Annotated in this window: 16 protein-coding genes and 1 tRNA gene; 11 read left to right on the forward strand and 6 right to left on the reverse strand. The window is 36.0% G+C overall.

All coding sequences use genetic code 11. The features are described 5' to 3' along the window. The first annotated feature begins 23 nt into the window (after positions 1-23). Both IE155_RS08330 and IE155_RS08335 read left to right on the forward strand, forming a co-directional pair. A complete protein-coding gene (locus tag IE155_RS08330) occupies positions 24-410 on the forward strand; it encodes a BlaI/MecI/CopY family transcriptional regulator (RefSeq protein WP_189377781.1) in 387 nt (128 codons plus the stop codon). Further along, positions 403-1,668, forward strand: a complete 1,266-nt coding sequence (locus IE155_RS08335) for a M56 family metallopeptidase (RefSeq protein ID WP_189377782.1) — start codon at positions 403-405, stop codon at positions 1,666-1,668. The genes IE155_RS08330 and IE155_RS08335 overlap by 8 nt, the downstream gene beginning before the upstream one ends. A gap of 168 nt (positions 1,669-1,836) precedes the next feature. On the opposite strand, the gene IE155_RS08340 is transcribed toward IE155_RS08335, so the two are convergent. The 5 genes from IE155_RS08340 to aceK form a co-directional block, all read right to left on the reverse strand. Beyond that, a complete protein-coding gene (locus IE155_RS08340) occupies positions 1,837-3,090 on the reverse strand; it encodes a DEAD/DEAH box helicase (RefSeq protein WP_189377783.1) in 1,254 nt (417 codons plus the stop codon). Positions 3,091-3,316: 226 nt separating this feature from the next. After that, entirely contained in the window at positions 3,317-3,760 is a 444-nt protein-coding gene (gene rimI, locus IE155_RS08345; protein WP_189377784.1) for a ribosomal protein S18-alanine N-acetyltransferase, read from the reverse strand. 24 nt (positions 3,761-3,784) lie between these two features. Then, the gene (locus tag IE155_RS08350) at positions 3,785-4,144 is read right to left on the reverse strand and encodes a DNA polymerase III subunit psi (RefSeq protein ID WP_189377785.1); all 360 of its coding nucleotides are present in this window, start codon (positions 4,142-4,144) and stop codon (positions 3,785-3,787) included. 115 nt (positions 4,145-4,259) lie between these two features. Next, positions 4,260-4,336: transfer RNA gene (locus IE155_RS08355), tRNA-Trp, on the reverse strand. 115 nt (positions 4,337-4,451) lie between these two features. Next, complete coding sequence (gene aceK / locus IE155_RS08360) at positions 4,452-6,176, reverse strand: bifunctional isocitrate dehydrogenase kinase/phosphatase (protein ID WP_189377786.1); 1,725 nt, start codon at positions 6,174-6,176, stop codon at positions 4,452-4,454. Between the two features lie 193 nt (positions 6,177-6,369). On the opposite strand from aceK, the gene queA reads away from it, so the two are divergent. The 6 genes from queA (at position 6,370) to IE155_RS08390 (ending at position 12,777) form a co-directional block, all read left to right on the forward strand. Further along, positions 6,370-7,431 carry a tRNA preQ1(34) S-adenosylmethionine ribosyltransferase-isomerase QueA gene (gene queA, locus IE155_RS08365; protein ID WP_189377787.1) on the forward strand — a complete coding sequence of 354 codons (1,062 nt, stop codon included), beginning with the start codon at positions 6,370-6,372 and terminating at the stop codon, positions 7,429-7,431. A gap of 73 nt (positions 7,432-7,504) precedes the next feature. Next, positions 7,505-8,620, forward strand: coding sequence for a tRNA guanosine(34) transglycosylase Tgt (tgt, locus tag IE155_RS08370; protein ID WP_189377834.1), 1,116 nt, complete (start codon positions 7,505-7,507; stop codon positions 8,618-8,620). 139 nt (positions 8,621-8,759) lie between these two features. Beyond that, positions 8,760-9,095 (forward strand): preprotein translocase subunit YajC, encoded by a 336-nt coding sequence (gene yajC, locus IE155_RS08375; protein WP_189377788.1) that lies wholly within the window; start codon positions 8,760-8,762, stop codon positions 9,093-9,095. A gap of 83 nt (positions 9,096-9,178) precedes the next feature. Beyond that, positions 9,179-11,026, forward strand: a complete 1,848-nt coding sequence (gene secD / locus IE155_RS08380) for a protein translocase subunit SecD (protein ID WP_189377789.1) — start codon at positions 9,179-9,181, stop codon at positions 11,024-11,026. 8 nt (positions 11,027-11,034) lie between these two features. After that, positions 11,035-11,982 (forward strand): protein translocase subunit SecF, encoded by a 948-nt coding sequence (gene secF, locus IE155_RS08385; RefSeq protein ID WP_189377790.1) that lies wholly within the window; start codon positions 11,035-11,037, stop codon positions 11,980-11,982. 345 nt (positions 11,983-12,327) lie between these two features. Next, positions 12,328-12,777, forward strand: coding sequence for a hypothetical protein (locus tag IE155_RS08390; protein WP_189377791.1), 450 nt, complete (start codon positions 12,328-12,330; stop codon positions 12,775-12,777). 108 nt (positions 12,778-12,885) lie between these two features. Here the strand turns inward: IE155_RS08390 and IE155_RS08395 are convergent, their stop codons facing one another. Next, positions 12,886-14,118: an HD-GYP domain-containing protein gene (locus IE155_RS08395; protein ID WP_189377792.1), complete on the reverse strand. Its 1,233-nt coding sequence runs from the start codon at positions 14,116-14,118 to the stop codon at positions 12,886-12,888. 291 nt (positions 14,119-14,409) lie between these two features. Between IE155_RS08395 and IE155_RS08400 the strand changes: the two genes are divergently transcribed. From IE155_RS08400 to IE155_RS08410, 3 genes are all read left to right on the forward strand, one after another. After that, positions 14,410-17,175 (forward strand): beta-helix domain-containing protein, encoded by a 2,766-nt coding sequence (locus IE155_RS08400; protein ID WP_189377793.1) that lies wholly within the window; start codon positions 14,410-14,412, stop codon positions 17,173-17,175. A 178-nt stretch (positions 17,176-17,353) separates the two neighbouring features. Beyond that, positions 17,354-20,032, forward strand: a complete 2,679-nt coding sequence (locus IE155_RS08405; RefSeq protein WP_189377794.1) for a TonB-dependent receptor domain-containing protein — start codon at positions 17,354-17,356, stop codon at positions 20,030-20,032. Between the two features lie 234 nt (positions 20,033-20,266). Beyond that, the gene (locus tag IE155_RS08410) at positions 20,267-23,530 is read left to right on the forward strand and encodes a hybrid sensor histidine kinase/response regulator (protein WP_189377795.1); all 3,264 of its coding nucleotides are present in this window, start codon (positions 20,267-20,269) and stop codon (positions 23,528-23,530) included. The last annotated feature ends 2 nt before the right edge of the window (positions 23,531-23,532 follow it).

The following is a 23,532-nucleotide window of genomic DNA, read 5'->3' on the forward strand; positions in this document are numbered from 1 at the left end:
ACTGTGAATTTGAGAATTTGCTTATGACTGAAATTAGTAAAACTGAGTTTGAAGTACTAGAAGTACTTTGGCAAAAGCAACCAGCTAGTGCGAATGAAATTATTGAGTCGTTAAATCAAGTTAAAGAATGGCATGATAAAACAGTGAAAACATTGTTAAATCGACTCGTTAAAAAACAAGCCATCGCTTTTGAAGTAGACCAACGACGATATTTATATTATCCGCTCATCGAGCGTGAAAGTTATATGGCAAAAGAAAGTAAAAGTATAGTTGAACGTATGTTTAGTGGTCGTGTATCTCCATTAGTCGCAGGTTTTGCAAAGCATAATCAATTGGCTAAAGATGATATTGATGAATTAAAAAAAATTATATCTGCGTGGGAGCATGAGCAGGAGAGTGATAATGATTGATTTTCTGCAACCTCTTATTCTTCCATTAACGGTATTGTTAACCATGATTTTAATTGTACATAAGGCAATGCGAAAGCATATTGATGCGCAAAGTTTATATTGCTTTTGGTTAGTATTGCCTTTGGGCTTGTTGTTTTATTTATTACCAATTCAATGGCAAGTTGAAAATACGATAATAAATAGCGCTATTACTACCTTAACTATTACACCATCACAGTGGCAGGCAAGCACAACGAATTATTGGAGTATAGTTTGGTTGGTTGGCTCAATCACAATGCTAACGTTTGCTGTTTCGTCGTATATTATTTTTCGTCGCAATATGGCCTTATTTGCGATAAATGAAAAAATGTCTCAGTGGGTTGAATCAGTTTTACCAGCAGGCTTAAGCGTCTGGCAGAGTAAGGCAGTAAATAGCCCGGTATTAGTTGGTATTTTAAAGCCTATTCTTATTTTACCGACAGACTTTGAAACACGTTTTGACCAAGAGCAGCAACAGTTGATTTTGGCACATGAAATTTGTCATTTTGATCGCAATGACATTTATTGGAACTTAATTGCGTATTTGATCGTTACGTTATTTTGGTTTCATCCTATGGTTTGGTTAGCCTACGCGAGGTTTTGCCGTGACCAAGAAACGTCCTGTGACCATAATGTTCTGGCGCGCAAACAGACTGAGAGCAGGATTAATTACAGCAAGGCCTTAATTAAGGGGGTTAATAAACGACCAATATTAAGTTTTGCTCAATTATCCTTTATGAATTATGGAGATAAAAATATGATGTTAGAACGTATTAATAACATTAAGTTAAACCCAAAAAGATCAAAATTAAAAGCGGCGTTACTCTCAATTACTGCGTTGATTTTGGTTTCTGGAGTAAGTGTTGCAGGTAATAATCAATGGATAGAAGGTAAGAAAGAAATAGAATTCAGTACTCAAATAAATACTAATTTAGAACCCATTGTACGGATAGAGCCCAAATACCCTATTCAAGCTGCACGTGATGAAATTGAAGGTGCTGTATTATTAAAGTTTGATGTAGACTTAGATGGTAGCACTAAAAATATTAGTGTACTCACATCAGTACCAGAATACGTATTTAATAAAGTGTCTATTACAGCGTTGGAAAAATGGAAATATAAACCAGATTCTCAAAAGGTGCTAAAAGATAATGTGGTACAGTTAGATTTTAGAATGGATGCAAACTCTACGTTTGAGTCAGTTAATTTAATTGAAAAAATTAAAGTTAGTAATCATTAATTCATTATTTTTGATGGTATTATTTATTGATTTGAACTAGAGAAGTTTATGGTAAAAGAGCCTTAACTTAATATGTCAGGTTTAATTTATTGTCCTCGAATAAACCTGACATTCTCTAGCCTAAAATAATTAGAATCTATGACTCTTGAGGCGTTAGAATGGATACTTTTATTTCTTTCGTGATTTTTTTAGTGATTTACTTCGTATATTCTTATTGGTTTTATTAACTTTTTTCTTACCCTGATTTTTACCTAGCTTTTTGACTTGTATTGACGCTTTTGAAAACTCTTTATGGAAAGGTTGTTCGGTAACCACAGGAATAACTTGTCCTATGCTATTTTCAATATTCGTTAATTGCCTTATATCATTTTCAACAGCAAATGAAATAGCCATACCACTTTTACCAGCACGCGCCGTTCGACCAATTCGGTGTATATAATTTCTTGGATCTTCCGGAAGGTTATAATTAATAACTAAGGTAATATTATCCACATCAATTCCACGAGCAGCTACATCTGTGGCGACTAATACTCTTAAATTAGCCTCTTTAAAGTGTTGTAATACTGTTTCTCTTACGGCTTGTGTTTTACCACTGTGCAGGCTATCGGCAGTTATTGAGGCTTTTTTAAGTTCGTTCACTATGATGTCAGCGCCATATTTCGTTTTACAAAATATAAGTACTTTTTCATAGTCAGGTGTTTGAAGAATATTAAGCAATAAAGGCATTTTATCTGACTTTTCTAGGTGGTATACATTTTGATTAACCAAGTCGGCGGTAACTGTTTCAGGGGTAATTTTAACTTTTGTCGGAGCTGTTAATATGTCTTGTGCAAGTATCTCTATCTCTTTAGGCATAGTGGCTGAAAATAATAGCGTTTGTCGCTTCTTAGGGAGTTTAGCAATGATGTTTTGTACATCTTTAAAGAACCCCATATCAAGCATAGTATCGGCTTCATCTAACACAAATACTTCTAACGCCTTAAAGTGTATATCGCCAGTTTCTATTAAATCTAATAATCGTCCGGGCGTAGCGACTAAAATATCCAGCCCCTGTGCGATGGCATCAACTTGACCTTGTCTGCCTACTCCACCGTAAACCACCTTAGTGTTAAGCGCTAAACCCTCAGCGTAGTCATCAATATTTTGCATAATTTGCGAGGCAAGCTCACGTGTAGGCGTTAATATCAGCGAGCGTGTACTTTTAGCGCTGATATCAATTTTATTTCGAGCAAAATTATTGATAATAGGCAATGAAAAGGCCGCAGTTTTTCCTGTGCCTGTTTGCGCTATACCCAGAAGATCATTGCCATTAATAAGGATTGGTATGCATTCTTTTTGGATCGGTGTCGGCTCTTTATAGCCTTTAAGACTAAGACGGTCAATAATCGACCCTAAAAGTGAAAATGCGTTAAATTCTGACATATTGGCTCGGCATTGCTTAATCAATTACCTATATTGTATCAGAATGCTTTTTTATTAGTTATGTAAATGATATTTATTGAGCGGCGCGTTAGTACATTGGATTTAGTATGAGAAGCAACCATATTGAAAGTTGTGTCTAGGCGGTGTTAGTATCTAATTTTTAATATATATTTTGAGCGTTAAGTGGGCATTTAAGCATTATTGTTTTTATTGTTAGACAATAAAACTAAAGCTTTTTTTTCATAACAATAGCATCTTCATAACCAATGTTACTAGGGTAATAACCGGTACGCCTACCGACTTCAACAAAGCCCCAGTTAATATACATCATTAATGCGGAAATATTCTTAGCACGTACTTCTAAAAAGAGTTGCGTAGCACCAAGGGATTTTGCTTGTTCGGTAAAGTGGATAAGTAATTGCTTACCATAGCCTTTACCTTGATGATCTGGTGATACGCAAACATCCATTAAGGTTGCTTCACCAGCTACATATTCACCAATGTAAAAACCTAATATGCTTTGTTCCTGTTTCAGCATAAAACCAAAATAGCGTCCGCCGATACAACTTAGCATGGTTTGTTCACTCCAAGGGTGTGAGTGACAAGCATTTTCAACCAACATTATTTCAGCAAGCTGGTCTTTAGTAACAGGAGAAAAGTGAGTTGTCATTATCTTGGTATCATCAATAGGGTGCTATAGCGAAGAAGCGCTGAGTAATTGCCATAATTGGCGTTTTAATTTGGGTTGTTCTACTAATTGTTCAATAGCCGGTGTGGTTAAGGTATTGTTTTCATAATTGGTTTGATTATTTTCACTAAATTGCCAATTAATCAAACCTAAATTTAAACAATGCTCACTTTTAAGTGTTATTTGATCAAGTGTAATATTAAGACTTTGTATGAGATCAATGAAAAGTTGCTGTTTGCACAATTTGTCTAAATCAATAACAAGGTGAGATTGCCCTGCATCTTTTTCTACATCAGTATGTTTTTGTTGCCAAATATCGATACCCATTGCATTAAGGTAACTAAATTGTTTTGCGTTAGTGATCATAATTTTTGATGTTATCGCTCAATGTTAAGTATTAAAAGGTATTAAAGTAGATTATTAATTTTAATTTATTTTAATGAGGATATCATACAAACAGAATAGGACTAAAAAAAGAAAATGGCAGGGGTGGAGAGATTCGAACTCCCAACCGTCGGTTTTGGAGACCGCTGTTCTACCAATTGGAACTACACCCCTGCAACGGAGAAGAATTATACCCAAGGTTTTATAAAGGTAAAGCGCTAAATTTAATAAATGGTTTGTTTGCCTATTTATTGACCTTGGTACCTGTTCTTAGCGAGCGTTCTTAACGCTATTTTTGCTTACTAAAGCGTAAACGATTTGGATAGGGGTATACATTGGCAAATTTTCCTTGCGCGACACTCTTTTGACACTGTTGCCAGTAACTTGCTTGAAGTAGTTCTGCGTGGTGTTTTAAAAATGCGGTGCGGTATTTAATATTTGCTAAAGCAAAGGTGGCAATTTCTTCTGGGAATACATCACCAGGCGCTACAGAATACCAAGGTTCAGCGGCATAAATTTGCTCCTCGGTAACGGGCTCAGGCTTTATTCTAAAGTTGACTTCATTCATATAGGTAATTTCATCATAGTCGTAGAAGATAACACGGCCATGTCGGGTTACACCGAAGTTTTTTAGTAACATATCACCAGGAAAAATATTAGCAGCAATTAATTGTTTGATGGCTTTTCCATAGCCGTACATTGCTTTATCTATTTGCTCGTCAGTCGCATCCATTAAATAAAGATTGAGCGGAGTCATTTTTCGTTCAATATAAACGTGCTTGATAATGATTAATTCATCTTCAAAACGAATGATTGATGGAGCTACTGCAAGTAATTCGGTTAATAACTCTTCGTTAAATCGGGATTTAGGAAAGGCAACCTCAGAGTACTCCATGGTATCTGCCATTCGGCCTACACGATCATGCAGTTTCACTAAACGGTATTTTGCTTTTACATCTTTTTTGGTCATTTGCTTACTGGGCGCAAATTTATCTTTAATAATTTTAAACACATAAGGAAATGACGGCAGTGTAAATACCGACATCACCATGCCTTTAATACCAGCGGCAAGTTCGAATTTGTCCTCACTATTGTCTAAATGCTGTAACAAGCTTCGATAAAACTGGGTTTTGCCTTGCTTGTGAAAGCCTATACTCGAGTATAAATCGGCACGGGTTTTATGAGGAATTAGTTCTTGTAAAAAATCAACTAAAGCATGGGGATGAATACAATCAACAAAAAAGTAAGCGCGGGCGAAGCCAAAAACTACTGCCATATTTTTTTCATCCGTTAATAAGGCGTCTAATGCTAAACCGTCTTTTTCGTCATTGGTTATTGGCACAATAAATGGGGTGATGCCTGCTGGCGATATAACTCTGCCGATAATATAAGCGCCTTTATTGCGGTAAAAAACAAAATTTAGAATATCAATTTGTAGGTCTTCAAGCTGATAATGGGTTCGTTGGGCTTGTTTGGCAAAAGCTCTAATTAACGCATTGATATCGCATTTAAGTTGTTTAAAAGGCCGGTTAAATTCAGCTTTATCAATAATTTTTTTTATCGTTTGGAACAAACCTACTTCGGCAGGGTGATAACGGGTATATATTTGTGGCACATTAATATAATTGCACTCATCTAGTGATGATTTAACAAAAATATAGTCATTTAAATAATATTTACGTTCAAACAAATGACAGAAAACCGAATTATAAAAACTTTCAGCAAGTTCAGGTTGGGAGTGTGTTTTTAATATACTGATATAGGCTGATTTTACTTCTTGCCATAGTGCTTCGTCTAACTCTTGAATTTGAAAGTCATTCGACATTGTTGCGAGTGTTTCTTTGACTCGTTTATCGTAAAAATCAGTTCTTGATTTAGCTGCATCTTGAATAGCTTGCCATTGGCATTGCTCAAAGCGTTCTTTTGCGGAACGAGTTATTTCTATATATAAATAAATATGTCGTTCAAAACCATTAAGGATTGTTTTGGCGATAGCATAAGCAAGATTTTTCATAGTAACTACCTAATACATTTTAAATAACTATAGATAAAGAGTACGTTAATTTACTTAACAAGTAGCAGAGTTTTTAAAAATGATCACTATAACTTTCAGTGATATTTGCGCTTATCATAGGCATTACTTGCTATTGTGGGTGTAGATCTTTAAAATTGCGCAGTTATTTTTAGCCATTATCTCATTATTTATCATGCGTGTTGCCGATTTTTCATTTGATTTACCCGAAGAGCTGATTGCTCGATATCCTAAAGCTGAACGTACTTCAAGCCGCTTAATGTGTCTTGATGGTAATAGTGGTGAAATAGATCATAAAAATTTTGTTGATGTAATTGATCAATTACACAGTGGTGATTTATTAATTTTTAATAATACTCGCGTTATTCCAGCACGTTTATTTGGCCAAAAGGCCAGTGGCGGTAAACTTGAAGTATTGGTTGAGCGTTTGGTTGATGAACATACTGTACTTGCCCATGTAAGAGCGAGTAAATCACCTAAAGTGGGTAGCGAATTATTGTTTCATGATGATCATGGAAAATTGATAGCAACAGCAATAATGCAAGCACGGCATGACGCCTTATTTGAGTTGAAGTTTTTAGGTGAAGATAAAGTACTTTCTCTTCTAGAAAATATTGGGCATATGCCTTTGCCTCCTTATATTGACAGACCTGATGAAGACAGTGACAGAGAACGTTATCAAACGGTATATAATGAAAAGCCTGGTGCGGTTGCAGCACCTACTGCAGGCTTACATTTTGACGATAATTTATTAGCGCAATTAAAAAACAAAGGTGTAAATTTAGCTTTTGTAACGCTTCACGTTGGTGCGGGCACTTTTCAGCCAGTTAGAGTCGAAGAAATAGCTGATCATATTATGCATTCTGAATATGTTGAAGTGTCTGATGAGGTGGTTGAACAAATCAATAAAACGAAAGCGGCAGGAAAACGTGTGGTAGCTGTTGGTACAACTTCTGTGCGTTCTATTGAAAGTGCTGCGAGAGATGCCGCCAATAAAGGTCAACCTTTGCAAGCCTTTTATGGTGATACTGATATTTTTATTACGCCGGGTTATCAATTCCAAGTAATCGACGCGTTAATTACTAATTTTCATTTATCAGAATCAACGTTACTAATGTTAGTCAGTGCATTTTCTGGCTATGAACATATTATGACTGCCTATCAACAAGCAGTTGAACAACAATATCGCTTTTTTAGCTATGGTGATGCGATGTTTTTAACGAAGAAAACCAATTAAGGTGTAATTGGGATTTTAATATTGCTGCTGGCCTGTTTCGCTAGTGGGCAGAGGATTATTTATGACAAAAGCAATGCAGTACGAATTATTAAATACTGACGGTAAAGCACGACGTGGAAGATTAACATTTTCTCGCGGTACGGTAGAAACCCCCGCTTTTATGCCAGTTGGTACATACGGTACCGTTAAAGGGATGAAATCAGAAGAAATTGAAGCAACAGGTGCTGAAATTATTCTGGGTAACACGTTTCATTTAATGCTTCGCCCTGGTACTGATATAATTGAACAGCACGGCGACTTGCATGATTTTATTCATTGGAATAAACCAATTCTTACCGATTCTGGTGGATTCCAGGTGTTTAGTTTAGGTGCTATGCGTAAAATTACCGAAGAAGGCGTAAAGTTTAGCTCGCCTGTTAACGGTGAAAAGATTATGTTAACGCCTGAGCGTTCAATGGAAGTGCAACGTAAGTTAGGCTCTGACATTGTAATGATCTTTGATGAATGTACCCCTTATCCCGCTACTCATAAAGAATCTCAAGAATCTATGGAGTTGTCGTTACGTTGGGCTCAACGTTCTAAAGACGCGCATGGCGATAACCCAAGTGCATTGTTTGGCATCGTGCAAGGCGGTATGTACGAAGACTTACGCGAAGTATCTGTTGCTGGCCTTCAAGCCATTGATTTTGACGGTTACGCTATTGGCGGCTTATCTGTTGGAGAACCCAAAGCAGATATGATCAGAATATTAGATCATACAACCCCCTTGATACCAGAAAATAAGCCCCGATATCTGATGGGAGTTGGCAAGCCTGAAGATTTAGTTGAAGGTGTACGTCGCGGTATTGATATGTTTGACTGTGTAATGCCGACACGTAATGCCCGTAATGGCCACTTATTTGTGACAAATGGCGTAATTAAAATACGTAATTCTCGTCATAAAACCGATACTGGGCCGTTAGATAGCGAATGTGATTGTTATACCTGTAAAAATTATTCACGTGCTTATTTACATCATTTAGATAAGTGTAATGAAATTTTAGGTGCACAACTAAATACGTTGCATAACTTGCATTTTTATCAACGTGTAATGCAAGGTTTGCGTGATGCAATAGAGCAAGGTAAATTAGACGACTTTGTTACAGAGTTTTATGCATTACGTGATTTACCTGTACCCCCACTGAAATAATCAGTGTGATTGAATTACGGTTTATAGAGAATTAGTTTATTTTGATTCTTTCTAATGTAATAAATTTATTAAAACGATTTATTATCAAAACAATTTAGTATTAACACTATTTATAAAACAATAAATATAAGAGGAAATTATGAGTTTATTTATTAGCAAAGCACATGCCGCAGCTGGGCCTGCTCCATCAGGTGGTGGTATGGAAATGATCATTATGTTGGCAGTGTTTGCCTTTGTATTCTATTTCATGATTTACCGCCCGCAAGCCAAACGCGTTAAAGAGCATAAAAGCTTAATGTCTGCTCTAGGTAAAGGAGATGAAGTACTTACACAGGGTGGTATTGTTGGTAAAATTATTAAAGTTTCTGATGAAAAAGACTTTATTGTCATCAGCATTGCAGAAGGTACAGAAGTTACTGTACAAAAAGGTGCCGTAAACGCTGTTCTGCCTAAAGGAACAATGAAGTCATTATAGTTTTTTGATAGTCTGCTTCAGCTAAATGAAAACTTAGCTGAAGCATGAAGTATTAAAAGATTAACTAAAAATAGGATTAAATTGTGTTGAACCGTTCTCCCTTATGGAAAACACTACTGGTTGTTATTATCGTCGCGTTTGGTGCTTTATATGCACTACCAAACTTATATGGTGAAGACCCAGCAGTTCAGTTGTCAGGTTTACGTGGTGTTGAGGCTGATGCAGCCACTCTCGATAATGTTAAATCACAACTCTCAGAGCAAAATATTGATTTTGCAAATATTACTTTAGAAGACGGACAGTTATTAGTACGTTTTTCTGATCCAGATAATCAGCTTAAAGCGCGTGATTTACTTGATAACACCATGGGAGAGCAATTCTCTGTTGCTTTGAACCTAACCCCTGCAACTCCTGATTGGTTAGCTGCAGTTGGTGGTGTACCAATGAAGCTTGGTTTAGACTTAAGTGGAGGGGTTAGTTTCACCATGGAAGTTAATATGAACGAAGCGGTTGTGAAAGCACAAGAAGGCATGTTAAGTGATTTTCGCAGCGATTTACGTGGTGAAAAAATTCGCTATCGTAGTGTTAAGAAAGTTGATGATGCTATTGAAATAGTCTTTCGTAATGCTGAAGACTTAGATCAAGCTGAATCTTTTTTGAAAAAACGCTACAGAGACTACCTATTTACGGATAATACAGACACATTAACGTTAACGAGCAAAATGTCTGAGTTAAAACTTAAAGAAATTCGTGAATATGCACTTCAACAAAACATTACCATTATTCGTAACCGTGTTAATGAGTTAGGGGTTGCTGAGCCACTTGTTCAACGTCAAGGGCAAAAGAATATTGTTATTGAATTGCCGGGCGTGCAAGACACTGCGAAAGCAAAAGAAATTCTAAATGCAACGGCTACTATTGAATTTAGAATGGTTGATAACGAAAATGATTTAGCCACTGCATTAAATGGTCGAGTGCCTGCAAGTTCTCAATTGTTATATGAACGTGATGGAACGCCTGTGTTATTGAAAAAGCGTATTATGCTCACAGGTGATCATATTGTTGATGCCGGTTCAAGCTTTGATGAATATTCTCGTCCTCAGGTTAATATTACGCTTGATTCTCCAGGCGGTAGTAAGTTTTCAAATGCGACTAAAAATGCAATTGGCCAGCCTATGGCGACAGTATTTATCGAATATAAGCCAACGGATAGAAAAGATAGTGAAGGCAATACTATTTTTGATAAACACGAAGAAGTGATTAGTGTTGCTACTATTCAAGCACGTTTAGGTAAAAGCTTTCGTATAACGGGTGCAGGCTCGCAAGCTGAAGCGCATAGCCTTGCATTATTATTACGTGCAGGTGCATTAATTGCCCCAATACAAATTGTTGAAGAACGAACAGTTGGTCCATCGCTTGGCGCAGAGAATGTAAAAGCTGGTTTTCAAGCGATTATGGGCGGTTTTGCTTTGGTCTTTATTTTTATGCTGATTTATTACCGTGCATTTGGTGTGGTGGCTAATTTAGCGTTAATGGCTAACTTAATTTTAATTGTTGGCGTAATGTCGATGATCCCAGGTGCAACATTAACCTTACCAGGTATGGCAGGTATCGTACTAACGGTAGGTATGGCTGTTGATGCTAATGTGCTTATATTTGAACGTATTCGAGAGGAATTACGTGAAGGTAAAAGTGTACAACAAGCCATTCATCAAGGCTATGACGCCGCATACTCAACCATTCTTGATGCCAATATCACTACATTAATTGCTGCTATTATTTTATTTTCGATTGGTGTAGGACCTATTAAAGGTTTCGCTGTAACGTTATCGATTGGTATTGTTACATCGATGTTTACTGCAGTTGTTGGTACTCGAAGCATAGTTAATGCTATCTGGGGTGGAAAACGCCTCGATAAGCTTCCAATATAGGTGTCGTAATGCAAATTTTAAATTTGAAAGAAACTGTAAACTTTATGGCGTACCGAAAGTACGCTTTAGCGTTTAGTATTATTCTGATGCTTGCCTCGGTAGGCTCTTTATTTGTTAATAAACTTAACTTTGGCTTAGATTTTACGGGTGGTACTTTAATTGAAGTGGCTTTTGAAAGCCCTGCTGAATTAACACAAATTCGTCAAGTACTAGAAAGTGATGGTTACGGCGATGCTGTTGTACAGTTTTATGGTAGTAGCCGTGAAGTGATCATTCGTTTAGCACAGCGTGAAGGTGTAAAAGCTGAAATGTTGAGTAATGAAGTACTTTCGTTACTTAAAGAGGGCACAGGTCAAGAGTTAGAAATGCGCCGAATTGAATTTGTTGGTGCAAGCGTAGGCGATGAATTAACAGAGCAAGGCGGTTTAGCTATGTTAACTGCTTTGATTTGTATTTTAGTTTACGTTGCATTTCGATTTGAATGGCGCTTTGCATTAGGCTCGGTTTTTGCGCTATTTCATGATGTGTTGTTAACGTTAGGATTGTTTTCATTTTTACAACTTGAATTTGATTTAACTGTAATGGCGGCTATTTTAGCTGTAATTGGTTATTCACTTAACGATACTATTGTTGTATCCGATCGTATACGAGAGAACTTTCGTAAGATCCGTGTTGGTGGGCCGTCTGAAATAATAGATATTTCACTTACCGAAACATTAAGTCGAACTGTTATTACCTCAATTACTACGTTATTAGTATTAGCTGCATTATTTTATCAAGGCGGCGCGTTAATTCATGGTTTTGCTACGGCTTTGTTGTTTGGGGTTTTTATTGGTACATACTCATCAATATATGTTGCCAGTGCTGTTGCTTTAGGTTTAGGAATATCAAAAGAAGATTTAATTCCTGAGGTTATTGAAAAAGAAGGCGCCGATCAGCAAGAAATGATGCCATAGCGTATTAATTAAAAATTGAGTTTCTAATTTTATTTATAAAAAGCCGACATATGTCGGCTTTTTTTATATCTAAGCAAAATGATTTTCCTAGCCATTCTTATTAGATGACTTATTGAATAACGATAATTTTATAAAAGCCTAATACTTTCCTTGTAAAAGTAATTTAATTACACTAGTGAAATTTTATAACCTATATTTTGTATTTATATACATTTATTAGTCTTAAAAATGAAATAAAAATAAATTTATGTAATTTAATTACAAAAACAACTTGAACTGTTTAAAATTATTAGTATAATTACTCTAAGTTTTGAGGTTTCTTAAATTTTACACATCGAGGTTGTTATGAAAAAGTTATTAGTTGTTCTATCTATGGTATTAGCATCAAGTGCAGCACAGGCGTCAAATGCCAATGTAAAATTTGTTGCTAAAGATTCTTCAGTAGAAAGTAAATTATGTGTAGTTGCAGCAGAGTCTGGTTACAAAGCGGCAATTAATGAAGCTAAATTATTAGGCAGTAAATATGAGGCTTTTGCTTTTGTTGCAAAATGTAATGGTCAAAGTCTTCGTGCTTTTGCTCAGTCATTCCAAGCTAAGCCAGCATTAGAAACATCTGAAGTAGCAAAGTTAACATTAGTAAAACCTGCAAATGAAAGTATTGAATCTCAGCTATGTGCAAGCGCAGCTAAAAATGGCATTGAAGCAATTCAAAGCGAAGTAAAATACGACGTACGTGAACTTATTTGTAATGGCATGAGCCTTACGCGTTTTGTTAAATATAACAAATCAATTTAATTTTAATTAAGGCCTATATGGTCTAGTTACCCACTAATTAATGGGTAACAACACAGTTTAGCTTCCCCCTTATGCTGCCACGTTTACGTGGCTTTTTTTTGTTCTATTTTAGTTAATAAAATCTTTAATTACTTTTTGAGTGCTAATTTCAAAGTCATTAGCATCAACAGCAGAGGTTATGGTTATCGACTCTATACTCAGGTCAGCGTCTTTAGGTTTGATATAATGCATTGTTTGGGTATTGAAAAATACTTTAACTTTTGGTTTTAGCGGTTCATCACGATTTCCATGCATTACCATGGCAAGTCGTTCGTCTGAAAGTTGCACCACTGAACCTACTGGATGTACGCCTAAATATTTAATAAATTGTTGAACGATATTAGGATCAAACTTTGTATTACTAGAAATTAGATAACGAAAAACATTAAGAGGTTGTAGGGCTTTTTTATAATTTTTTTCGCCAGTCATAGCATCATATACATCGACAATAGCCATCATTCTGGCAAGTTTAGAAAGTTTATCTTTAGACAATCCTCGCGGATAGCCAGAACCATCAAGACGCTCATGATGGTTCATTGTCATGTCAGTAATAATCGGGCTTGTAAAACCTTCTCTTTTGCAAATCTCTATACCTTGTATTGTATGTTTTTTTACCACAGATAGTTCATTGGTAGATAATGAATCAGGTTTGGCGATTATACCTTCTGGCACTTTTGCGGTACCAATATCATGAAGTAACGCGCCTAAGGTAATTTGTTGGACGAGATCTGGTTTAATTCCCAGAAACAAAGAAAATCCGCACATGTGTATTGCGCAGTTGATTGTATGTTCCCATTGGTAGGTTGAATGGTGACGAATACGCGTTAATATTGCTATTGCGTACTCATTTCTCATTACCGATTGCATTATTTCAATAGCAAGTTCTTCAATTCCGTCTGTGGATATTTTTTGCCCTTTACTAGCTTGAAGAAATAATGATTTTATTTTGTCGTTAGCTTCTTGGTATAACTTGTGTGAATGCTCTAGCTCTTGATCAACGCTGGTGGGCGCTATTGCTTTATGGTGCTCTCCTGCTGCTTTTTTGGTATCTGTGTCACTACTTTCATTCTTATTAATATTATTTGAATTAATTTTTGTTGATTTTTCAAGTGCTTCTAATTGCTCAGGCTGCAATTCTACAACAACTTTATCAACACCTTGCTTTTTTAATAGAGCAATCGTACGCTCTGAATTCACCACTCCTTGATTTTTAACTTTGTGGTCACTGTTTTTTAAAATAATATCTTTAACAAACATACCCACTTTTAAGTCATTTATTGATAAGGTTATAAGCTCTGTCATGGTTAATTTTCATTACTGCACTTCTTTATATAGTTGCTTATTTTTAAGTGTTTCTCAATAATTTTACTTAAATTTTAAACGTTCCCATTAATGATAAAATTATTTGCTTGTAACATTTCTGACTTATTTTAGAAATAAAAAATACATATTACTAAAACAATTCTGTCATTTTTCATCCGTAGGATATCCCAAAACTTAAATCAAGCTGATTAAGTGAATGTTTTATTAATTATTAGTTCATTCCCTTAATCAGCTTATACATTTTAAACACTAAATCTGCGGAGCAGACAAATGCAAATAAAAACACTTTTTAAAATAAGTACTATTGCGGGCGCATTAACATTAGCTGGCTGTGGTGGTGACATTAACCTTGAGTCAAATGTAGATAACTCAGTAGGTGATACTAATATTAGTAACCCTGCACCGACAACACCCGATACAGTTGAATTACCAGGTAAAGCAAGTACTGCTTTATCAACGGAAGTTAGTGGTTCACTTGGATTTGACGTAACAGTACGTGTTTTAGATGGCCAAGTTACTGAAGATATGACATTAGTTGCATCTGCAGATGGCACACCAGTTTTCTATGCGGTAAGTGGTTCTTTTGAAATGATGGCAAATACCACATTAACTATTGAGCCAGGTGTTGTTGTTTTTGGTCAATCAGGTAATGACTATATTGTTATTCATCGTGATGCAGACATTATGGCTGAAGGTACAAAAGCTAATCCGATTATTTTAACTTCAATCGCTGATGTAAAAGGTGATGAAGCTACTGCTGGTCAATGGGGTGGTTTAGTTATTTTAGGTAATGCACCATCAAATAAATGTCCAACTGATGGTAGTGAGTGTGCGCTTCAAGTAGAAGGTGTGGCAGACGGTGCTGTTTTCGGTGGTGAAGACTGGGAAGATAATTCAGGTGTTTTAAAATATGTTGTGGTTAAATATGCAGGTTATGAAATTGCACCAGATAATGAGTTAAACGGTATCACATTTGGTGGTGTCGGTTCTGGTACTACTGTTGAATATATTCAAGTCCATGCAAATGCCGATGATGGTGTGGAATTTTTTGGTGGCGCAGTAAATGTTAAGCATTTAGTACTTACTGCTAACAAAGATGACAGCATTGACTGGGATAATGGTTATAAAGGTAACATCCAACATATCTATATCGAACATGCTAAAAATGCCGGCGAAGCTAACCGTGCTATTGAAGCTGATAATGACGGTTCATCTCCAGCTAAAGAACCACAATCAAACCCTACATTAGCCAATATGACAATTATTGGTAATAACTTTGATACGCCAGATAAAGCGTCTGAAGGTATTTATTTACGTGAAGGTACAGCCGCTAAAATTTTCAATACCGTTATTACTGGTACTGATGAGATGGGAGAGTGTTTGGAGTTTGAAGGTGGTGACACGTCTTCTGTAACCGTTGATAACGCGACAAGTGGAAAAATTGTAATGCAAAACAGCATTATGGCTTGTACTAACGGCGAAAACTTTAAAGATTCAAAAGCAGCTGATGGTTCTGTGCTACTTGATTTAGAATCATGGTTTACTGCTGAACCTTCAAACATGATCAGCACTTCAATTTTAATTGATGAAAATGGCGTACCTAATGCTAATTCTCCATTAATTGCAGCTGATGCTGGCCAAGATGTTGCCAATACACAAGGCGGATTTTTTGATTCTGTAAGCCATATCGGTGCTTTTGATGGCACAACTGATTGGCGTGATGGTTGGGCGTTTGGTTTTGGTGGTGGTGTAGTAACAGCACAAGTTGAAGCTAGCGGTTGTCCAACAGGTACTACGGCTATTTCACCTGTTGATGGTGTAACCACTACATGTGAAATGAAAGGTTTTATTACTAGTGATATTACACTGACAGCAAACAATATTTATGCGTTAGACGGCGCAGTATTTGTTGGTGAAGATAAAGCTAATTCAGCAACCTTAACTATTGAAGCGGGTACTACAATTTACGGTCGTTCAGGTAATGACTATTTAGTGATAAGCCGCGACTCAAAAATTCAAGCAAATGGATCTGCAACAAAACCAATTACATTTACTTCTTCTCAAGACATGACCGGTGCAGAAACATCATCAGGTCAATGGGGCGGTTTAGTGTTGTTGGGTAATGCTCAATCTAACAAATGTCCTACAGATGGAAGTGATTGTGCGTTACAAGTGGAAGGTGTTGCAGATGGCGCTGTATTTGGAGGCACTAATGATGCTGATAATTCAGGTACATTACGTTATGTAGTGGTTAAACATGCGGGTTATGAAATTGCCCCAGACAATGAACTTAATGGTATTACTTTTGGTGGTGTAGGTTCAGCTACTACCGTTGAATTTATTCAAGTACATGATAATGCCGATGATGGTGTTGAATTCTTTGGTGGTACAGTTAATGCGAAATATGTTGTGTTAACCGGTAACAAAGATGACAGCGTTGATTGGGATAACGGCTACCGTGGTAACTTACAATATGTTTTAGTTAAGCATGCAGCTAACGATGGTGAAGCTAACCGAGCTATTGAAGCAGATAATGACGGTTCTACGCCAAATAAAATGCCTCAATCAAATCCTACTATTGCTAATATGACGATTATTGGAAATGGCTTTGATACACCAGATAAAGCATCTGAAGGTATCTATTTACGTGAAGGTACTAAAGCACAATTCCATAACTTTGTAGTTACAGGTTATGCAGGTATGGGCGAATGTTTTGAAATGGAAGCTGGCTTAACCGTTGATCAAGCAATTGCTGGAGATACAGCCATTACTAACTCTGTATTCGCTTGTGGTGAAAACTTTAAAAACACAACAGACTCGAGTGCTAATGCATTTGACTTAGGCGCATGGGTAACAGCTCAAGATGCTAATACTACCGCTACAGATATGAGTGCTGTTATTGATGGTATTTTCACTACAGATAGTACTACACCGTATGACTTTACTGGTAATGCATTCTTCGATAATGCTGACCATATAGGTGCAGTAAGTGCAACTAATAACTGGACAGCTGGTTGGACGGTAGGTTTAGAGTAAACACTATAAGGTAACGCTTTAGTGACTAAAAGTGATGGTTTGCTTGATTAAACATCTAATCAATACAAATCATCACTTTCACTTTAATAAAAACCCGCCTAAATGATTACTTAAAGACCTAATGATTATTTACTTGTGACAACACTAAACATGAATAATCGTTTTATCGAGGTTTACTATGAAAGAACGAACTAACCGTAACAATAGACAACATAATATTAGTCGACTAGCAATTGCGGTATTAGCCAGTATCTCAACTTTTTCTACATTTGCAGAAGAGATAAATGAAGATGCGGCAATTGAAGAAGTGGTGGTAAAAGCCAGCCGCTTAAAAGGAACAGCTAGTGCTGTTATCGCAGAACGAAAAAACCAAGCATTTGTTGCTGACATTTTAGGTGCAGAGCAAATTTCTCGAACAGGTGATAGTGATGCAGCAGCTGCATTACGCCGTGTGACAGGCTTAACATTAGTTGATGGAAAGTTTATTTATGTACGTGGACTTGGAGAACGTTATTCAAGTACACAATTAAACGGTGCATCAGTACCAAGCCCTGATCCAACCCGAACAGTTATCCCACTTGATTTATTTCCTGCACCAATAATTGAGTCACTGTCAGTACAAAAATCTTACTCTCCCTCTATGCCTGCGCATTTTGGTGGTGGTAATGTTGATATTCGCTTAAAAACCATTCCTTCTGAGTTTATTTTTAATATTGGTGGGAACATTGGTGGTAATACGGATAATTTTGATGACGGCTATTTTTATAGTGGTGGTGGAAATGATTGGCGCGGTGAAGATGATGGTACAAGAGCTGCACCACAGACTTTACAGTCTATGTGGAACAGCTATCAACCATTATCATCTTTATCTCAAAGTGAAAATAGAGAGATTGCAGCTCAATTAAACCGTGATTATGATTCTGAAATGCAGAGTATTGATCAAGATTATGGTTTAGATTTAACTATTGGTAATCGCTGGGAACATGGTGAAAAGCGTTGGGGTGTACTAGCGGCCATTTCTTATGATAATCAATGGGAAGTTAATGAGCTTTATGAAGGTCAAGATTTCAGATTAAATACCGATGATACTTGGAGCTTGGTTCGAGGTTTTGACCAGGTTCAGACAACTGAACATTCTGTCACTTTATCAGGTATGTTGAACTTAGGTTTTGAATTAAACCGTAATCATCGTCTTGATTATAGCTTAATTGTACTGCGTGATACTGCTGACACCATGAAAGAAAAACTAGGTAATACCAATAACGTATTACTTAGTGATGGGCTTCGAGTGCGCGATAGTGAAGTTAGCTATGAAGAACGTGAAATGATCGCCAACCAATTTCGTGGTACCCATAACATACCTAAGTTGATGAACCTTGGTGTTGATTGGAAATATTCAGACTCGCGTTCAAATCGTTATGCTCCAGGAAACATTTCGACCCGTTTTATTCTCTTAGATGAAAATGAAGATGGGCAATTTGATCTGCAAAATGAAAGTAGCTTACGTAATGCGACAACCGCTTCTCGTTATACCTTTCAAAACTTAGATGATGCAGTTGAAAACTACGGAATTAACTTTTCTCTTCCTTTAATGTTTGGCTCTACAGAAATAGAACTAAAAGCAGGAAGTGATTTTATTAAAAAACATCGTGAAGCTTTTGCTCGTCGAATTGATGTTAATACGCTTGCATTTGATAACGCAGATTTTAATGGTTACCAGTTGAGCACTGTATTATCTGATGATGTGCTACTTAATAATCCGTTAAAAGGAAGTGAAGTCATCCTTCGTGATACTTCCGTTAAAGGTGATGACTATTATTCTGCACAAATGATTGATGCTTATTACTTTGAAGCAGATGTGTTTTTAAGTAATACATGGCGCATTAGTGGAGGCTTACGTTGGGAAGATTATCGTCAGGTAGTTGCTCCGTTAGATCCTGCAACAGGACAGTTTGTTTTACCGGCAGAACCAACGACAGAAGATCTAAATGATTTAGCATTTCAAGAAGACGATATTTATTCTGCACTTGCATTAACTTATATTATGGATGAAGAAGTACAGTTTAGGTTTTCTTATGGTGAAACCACTGTTCGCCCTGATATTCGTGAAGTTGCACCAACGACTTACTTAGATCCATTAACAACTTATCCTGTACGTGGTACTGCAGGCATAGAAACCACTGAGGTTAAAAACTATGATGCTCGTTGGGAATGGTATATGGATACGGGGGAAAATTTATCAGTAGGATTATTCTATAAAGATATGTTAAACCCTATTGAGTCGGTGCAATCGCCCGGTCAAGATGGTCCACCATTAGTTGTAATTGCTAATGCCGACGATGGTGAGGTATATGGTGTTGAAGTTGAGTTTATGAAAGACTTTGCTTTCTTAGGCGACTTTTGGGGAATGAATGGTAATGACTTTTTCTTATCGGGTAATGTGACATTATCTGATTCTGAAATTAACATTAATACCCAACGAGTAGTTGAGCAAACAAAGGTTTCTGCTGCAATTACGAATCCAACCCGTCGAATGACAGGTCATTCAGAATACGTAGTTAACTTAAACTTAGGTTATGATGCGCCTAATGGTAACCACTCAGTTACTTTAGCGTATAACGTATTTGGTGAGCGTATTATTCTTCCTGGTATTGAAGGGCAAGATGATAAGTACGAACAACCATTTCACTCGTTAGACTTGGTTTATACTTACTATCCGTCTTTTTCTTCAACAGTTAAGCTTAAAGTACAAAACTTAATGAATGAAGAAAAAGAAATTCATTTTTCAGATACATTGTTCCGTAGTGAAACTAAAGGAATTGGTTTCGATTTATCGTTTAAATACGACTTTCAATAAACGTATGTAAACGTTAACTATTAGCTTAAGTGTTAAAATATATAGTTTTATCACTTAAGCAGACTTAAAACCTGCAAAGCACATTGACTTCGTTAAACGGTTAATGTGCTTTTTTATTTCTATCTTACTTCTCTTTTTTTTAAGTCCTACACTATACTTATTAAATATTTATATGATTTTTATGTTATTCATCAAAAAAATATAAATATTTAATATATTAGGTCGATTTGGAGAATGATTATCAACGTTGAAAGGAAGCATAACGCTGCGTTAATTGCTAGGTGTATATTGATATTATGTATTACTATTGGTGTTGCGCAATACTTGATAATACAGTTTTTACCTTGGCTACAAAGTATATTTCCCTTATTCTCAGCAGTTGTCATTAATTCAATTGTTCTTAGCTTAGCTATTGCCCCTATTTTGTATTTTATTATTACAAAAAATATATCTGTTGGAACTACGCAGCATCAAGGGATAAGGGCAAAACTTTTTGTCGCCTCAGGCCTACCTTTATTCGTTGCTGTTTTGTTAATGGTTAATATTGTATCTAAGAAGCAAGAAGATATTAATCATTTGCAACAGTCAAAATTTACGATGAATTTTGACCTACAACTAACTCGTGCTATTGCGTTTATAAAGGATGAAATTGAGCTTAGTGCGTTATCTTATGCTACTGATGTTGACCAATCTATAGCGCTAGTTAAAAAGCGCAATGATGTAGATAACGCGATAGAAAACTTAATCAATATGATTAAGGCTAGTACCACACCAACCTTTAGAGTATCTAATTTAGATATTGAAAAATATATGGTTGAATTACGTGCAATCAGAGTCAGAGTTGATGATAAATCTATTGATTGGCCTGATGTGCTCAAGTTCTTTATTTATTCCAATAAACAAATATTTAGTAATTTATCTTCATTTTCGCAGAACAACAGTCAAAACGTAAACTTAGAACGTACCCATTCAGATCTATTAAAATTGGTACAGTTACAGTTAATTAACGACACCTCATTTCTTATACTTAATTTAACCACATCCCCCAATTTAACACGAGCTAGTGCTGATGACTTACATTTTTTTAAACAAGAAATGCGAACGCAAATTAACTTAGATCACTTCTTCTATGAAAGTTTTACTTCATCGATAAAGCAAAATGAAAATCGCGATTTAATTATTAAATTTAAAACGCCTACGTTTAGTAAAATTAGGATACTCGAAGATACTTTTCTTGAACAGAAAGTTGAACACATTGTTAATCAGGTGTCGGGTTATATTGGCTATAATGGATTAATTCATCAATTTAAAAATTTCGTATTACGTAGAGAACCTCAATATTTAGATGAATTTTTACGTTTGTATAAAGAAGTTTTTGTACTTACGGAAGAACTAAAGAATCATTTTTCATTTGATCGAAAGTCCGTAGAACAAATAACTATCTTGGAAAATGTCTTAACTCAATATTATCGAAATATTTTACAGATTAAAGTATATGCTTCTCAAGGAAAGTCGCTAGAAGAAATAGATCAGTTAGTAAGAGTAGCAGATGCCCCTGCGAAGGAAGCCTTGAGTTATTTACAAAAAAATTTATGGGAATATAAACCACGCTACATGCTGAGTTTATTAGTGACCAAAAGATATGTTTTAAAAAATATTGAAAATGAATTAGCGCAACGATTACAATTTCAATTAGAAAATTTATTAACTGAAAAACATCACGATAAGTATTCCACCGGCTTTATTGCTTTATTGTTGATTATTCTAATTCAAACGTTGGTATTAATGATAAACCGCTATGTGGCAACGTCTTATAACCAAAGGGTACTTGCTTTGGCTAAAGCTGAAGAAGCTACACAAATGAAATCTGAATTCTTAGCGAATATGAGCCATGAGATCAGAACCCCCATGAATGGTGTGATAGGCATGCTTGATTTGTTAGAGGATGATACATTATCTCGAATACAGGCTGAAAGGGTAAATACAGCTAAATCGAGCGCAAACTCACTATTAATGCTTATCAATGATATTTTAGATTTTTCAAAAATTGAAGCAGGTCAGTTAACAATTGAACACATTGATTTTAATTTGGCTGAAATGCTTACTGACATGAGTCGAATGTTGGCATTATCGGCACAACAAAAACAATTAGAGATGATTGTTGATTTAAGTGGGATCACACAAACGCATATTAAGTCTGATCCAGGGCGAATTCGTCAAATTATGACAAACCTCATTACCAATGCCATTAAATTTACCGAGCAAGGCGAAGTCATTGTTGAGGTTAAATTATCACCACACCCTAGTAGGTCTAATTTATTGCAATTAGAAGCTAACGTTGCAGATACAGGAATTGGAGTTCCTAAAGAGCGACAAGCAGAACTATTTGGCGCCTTTAAGCAAATTGATGCTTCAACCACCCGTAAATATGGTGGGACAGGTTTAGGCTTGAGTATCACCAAGAAACTTTGTCAATTGTTTAATGGTGACATCATGGTAACAAGTGGAAAAGGAAGAGGGAGTTGTTTTAGTTTCCATATCCAAGTGCAACAAAGTGAGAAAGCACAGTGCTTGTTACCACCTCCAATCACTCAATCAATGAAATTGTGTACTTTAATCGTGGATGATAATAAAGACAGCCAAGACACACTCAAAAAACAATTAGCTTTATGGGACATAGAAGTAATATGCGCATTTAGTGGCCAGGAAGCTATACAGTTAATTGAAGAAAAACAAGCACAACAAATTGATTTTCACTGTAGTTACGCCATTATTGATAATGGGATGTCGACTACAAGTGGCATTACTTTAGCTTTGGAATTAAAGAAAATGCAAGCTTTAAGATGCGCACAGTTTATGATCATGTTTGAACATAATAAACCGGTTAATCAAACACAACTTCACCTGAATGATATTCATTATAGTTTTTCTAAACCAATAACAACTGTTGATTTATATCAGTTATTTACCTTAACACCTGAACATCAACTGATAGAGGAAGATGAAAAAGGTTCTACAGAAATTACTACTTACCAAAAAGGCAGTGTTTCAAGCACTCATAATACACAGGTACTTATATCTGAACAGCATCAATGGCCTGATAATTTCGAAATATTATTAGTTGAAGATAACCGGGTAAACCAACTGGTGGCTTTAGGGTTATTGAAAAAAATAGGTTTAACTGCCGATGTTGCAAAAAATGGTAAAGAAGCGCTGGAATTAATTAGAAATAGAAGCGCAGCAGAACAATATAAACTTATTATTATGGATTGCCAAATGCCCATCATGGATGGTTATGAAGCTACCCAGCGTATTCGTTCTGGAGAAGCTGGAGAAGAAAATACTCAAATTACTATTATTGCTTTAACAGCAAATGCAATGGCTGGAGATAAAGAAAAATGCCTAGCTTCTGGCATGAATGATTATTTAAGTAAGCCAATAAAACGTCAATTGTTAATAGATAAACTTAAAAGGTGGTCTAAAATATCTCAGTGTTAGTG

This window comes from Thalassotalea profundi (assembly GCF_014653195.1).
Classification (GTDB): domain Bacteria; phylum Pseudomonadota; class Gammaproteobacteria; order Enterobacterales; family Alteromonadaceae; genus Thalassotalea_B; species Thalassotalea_B profundi.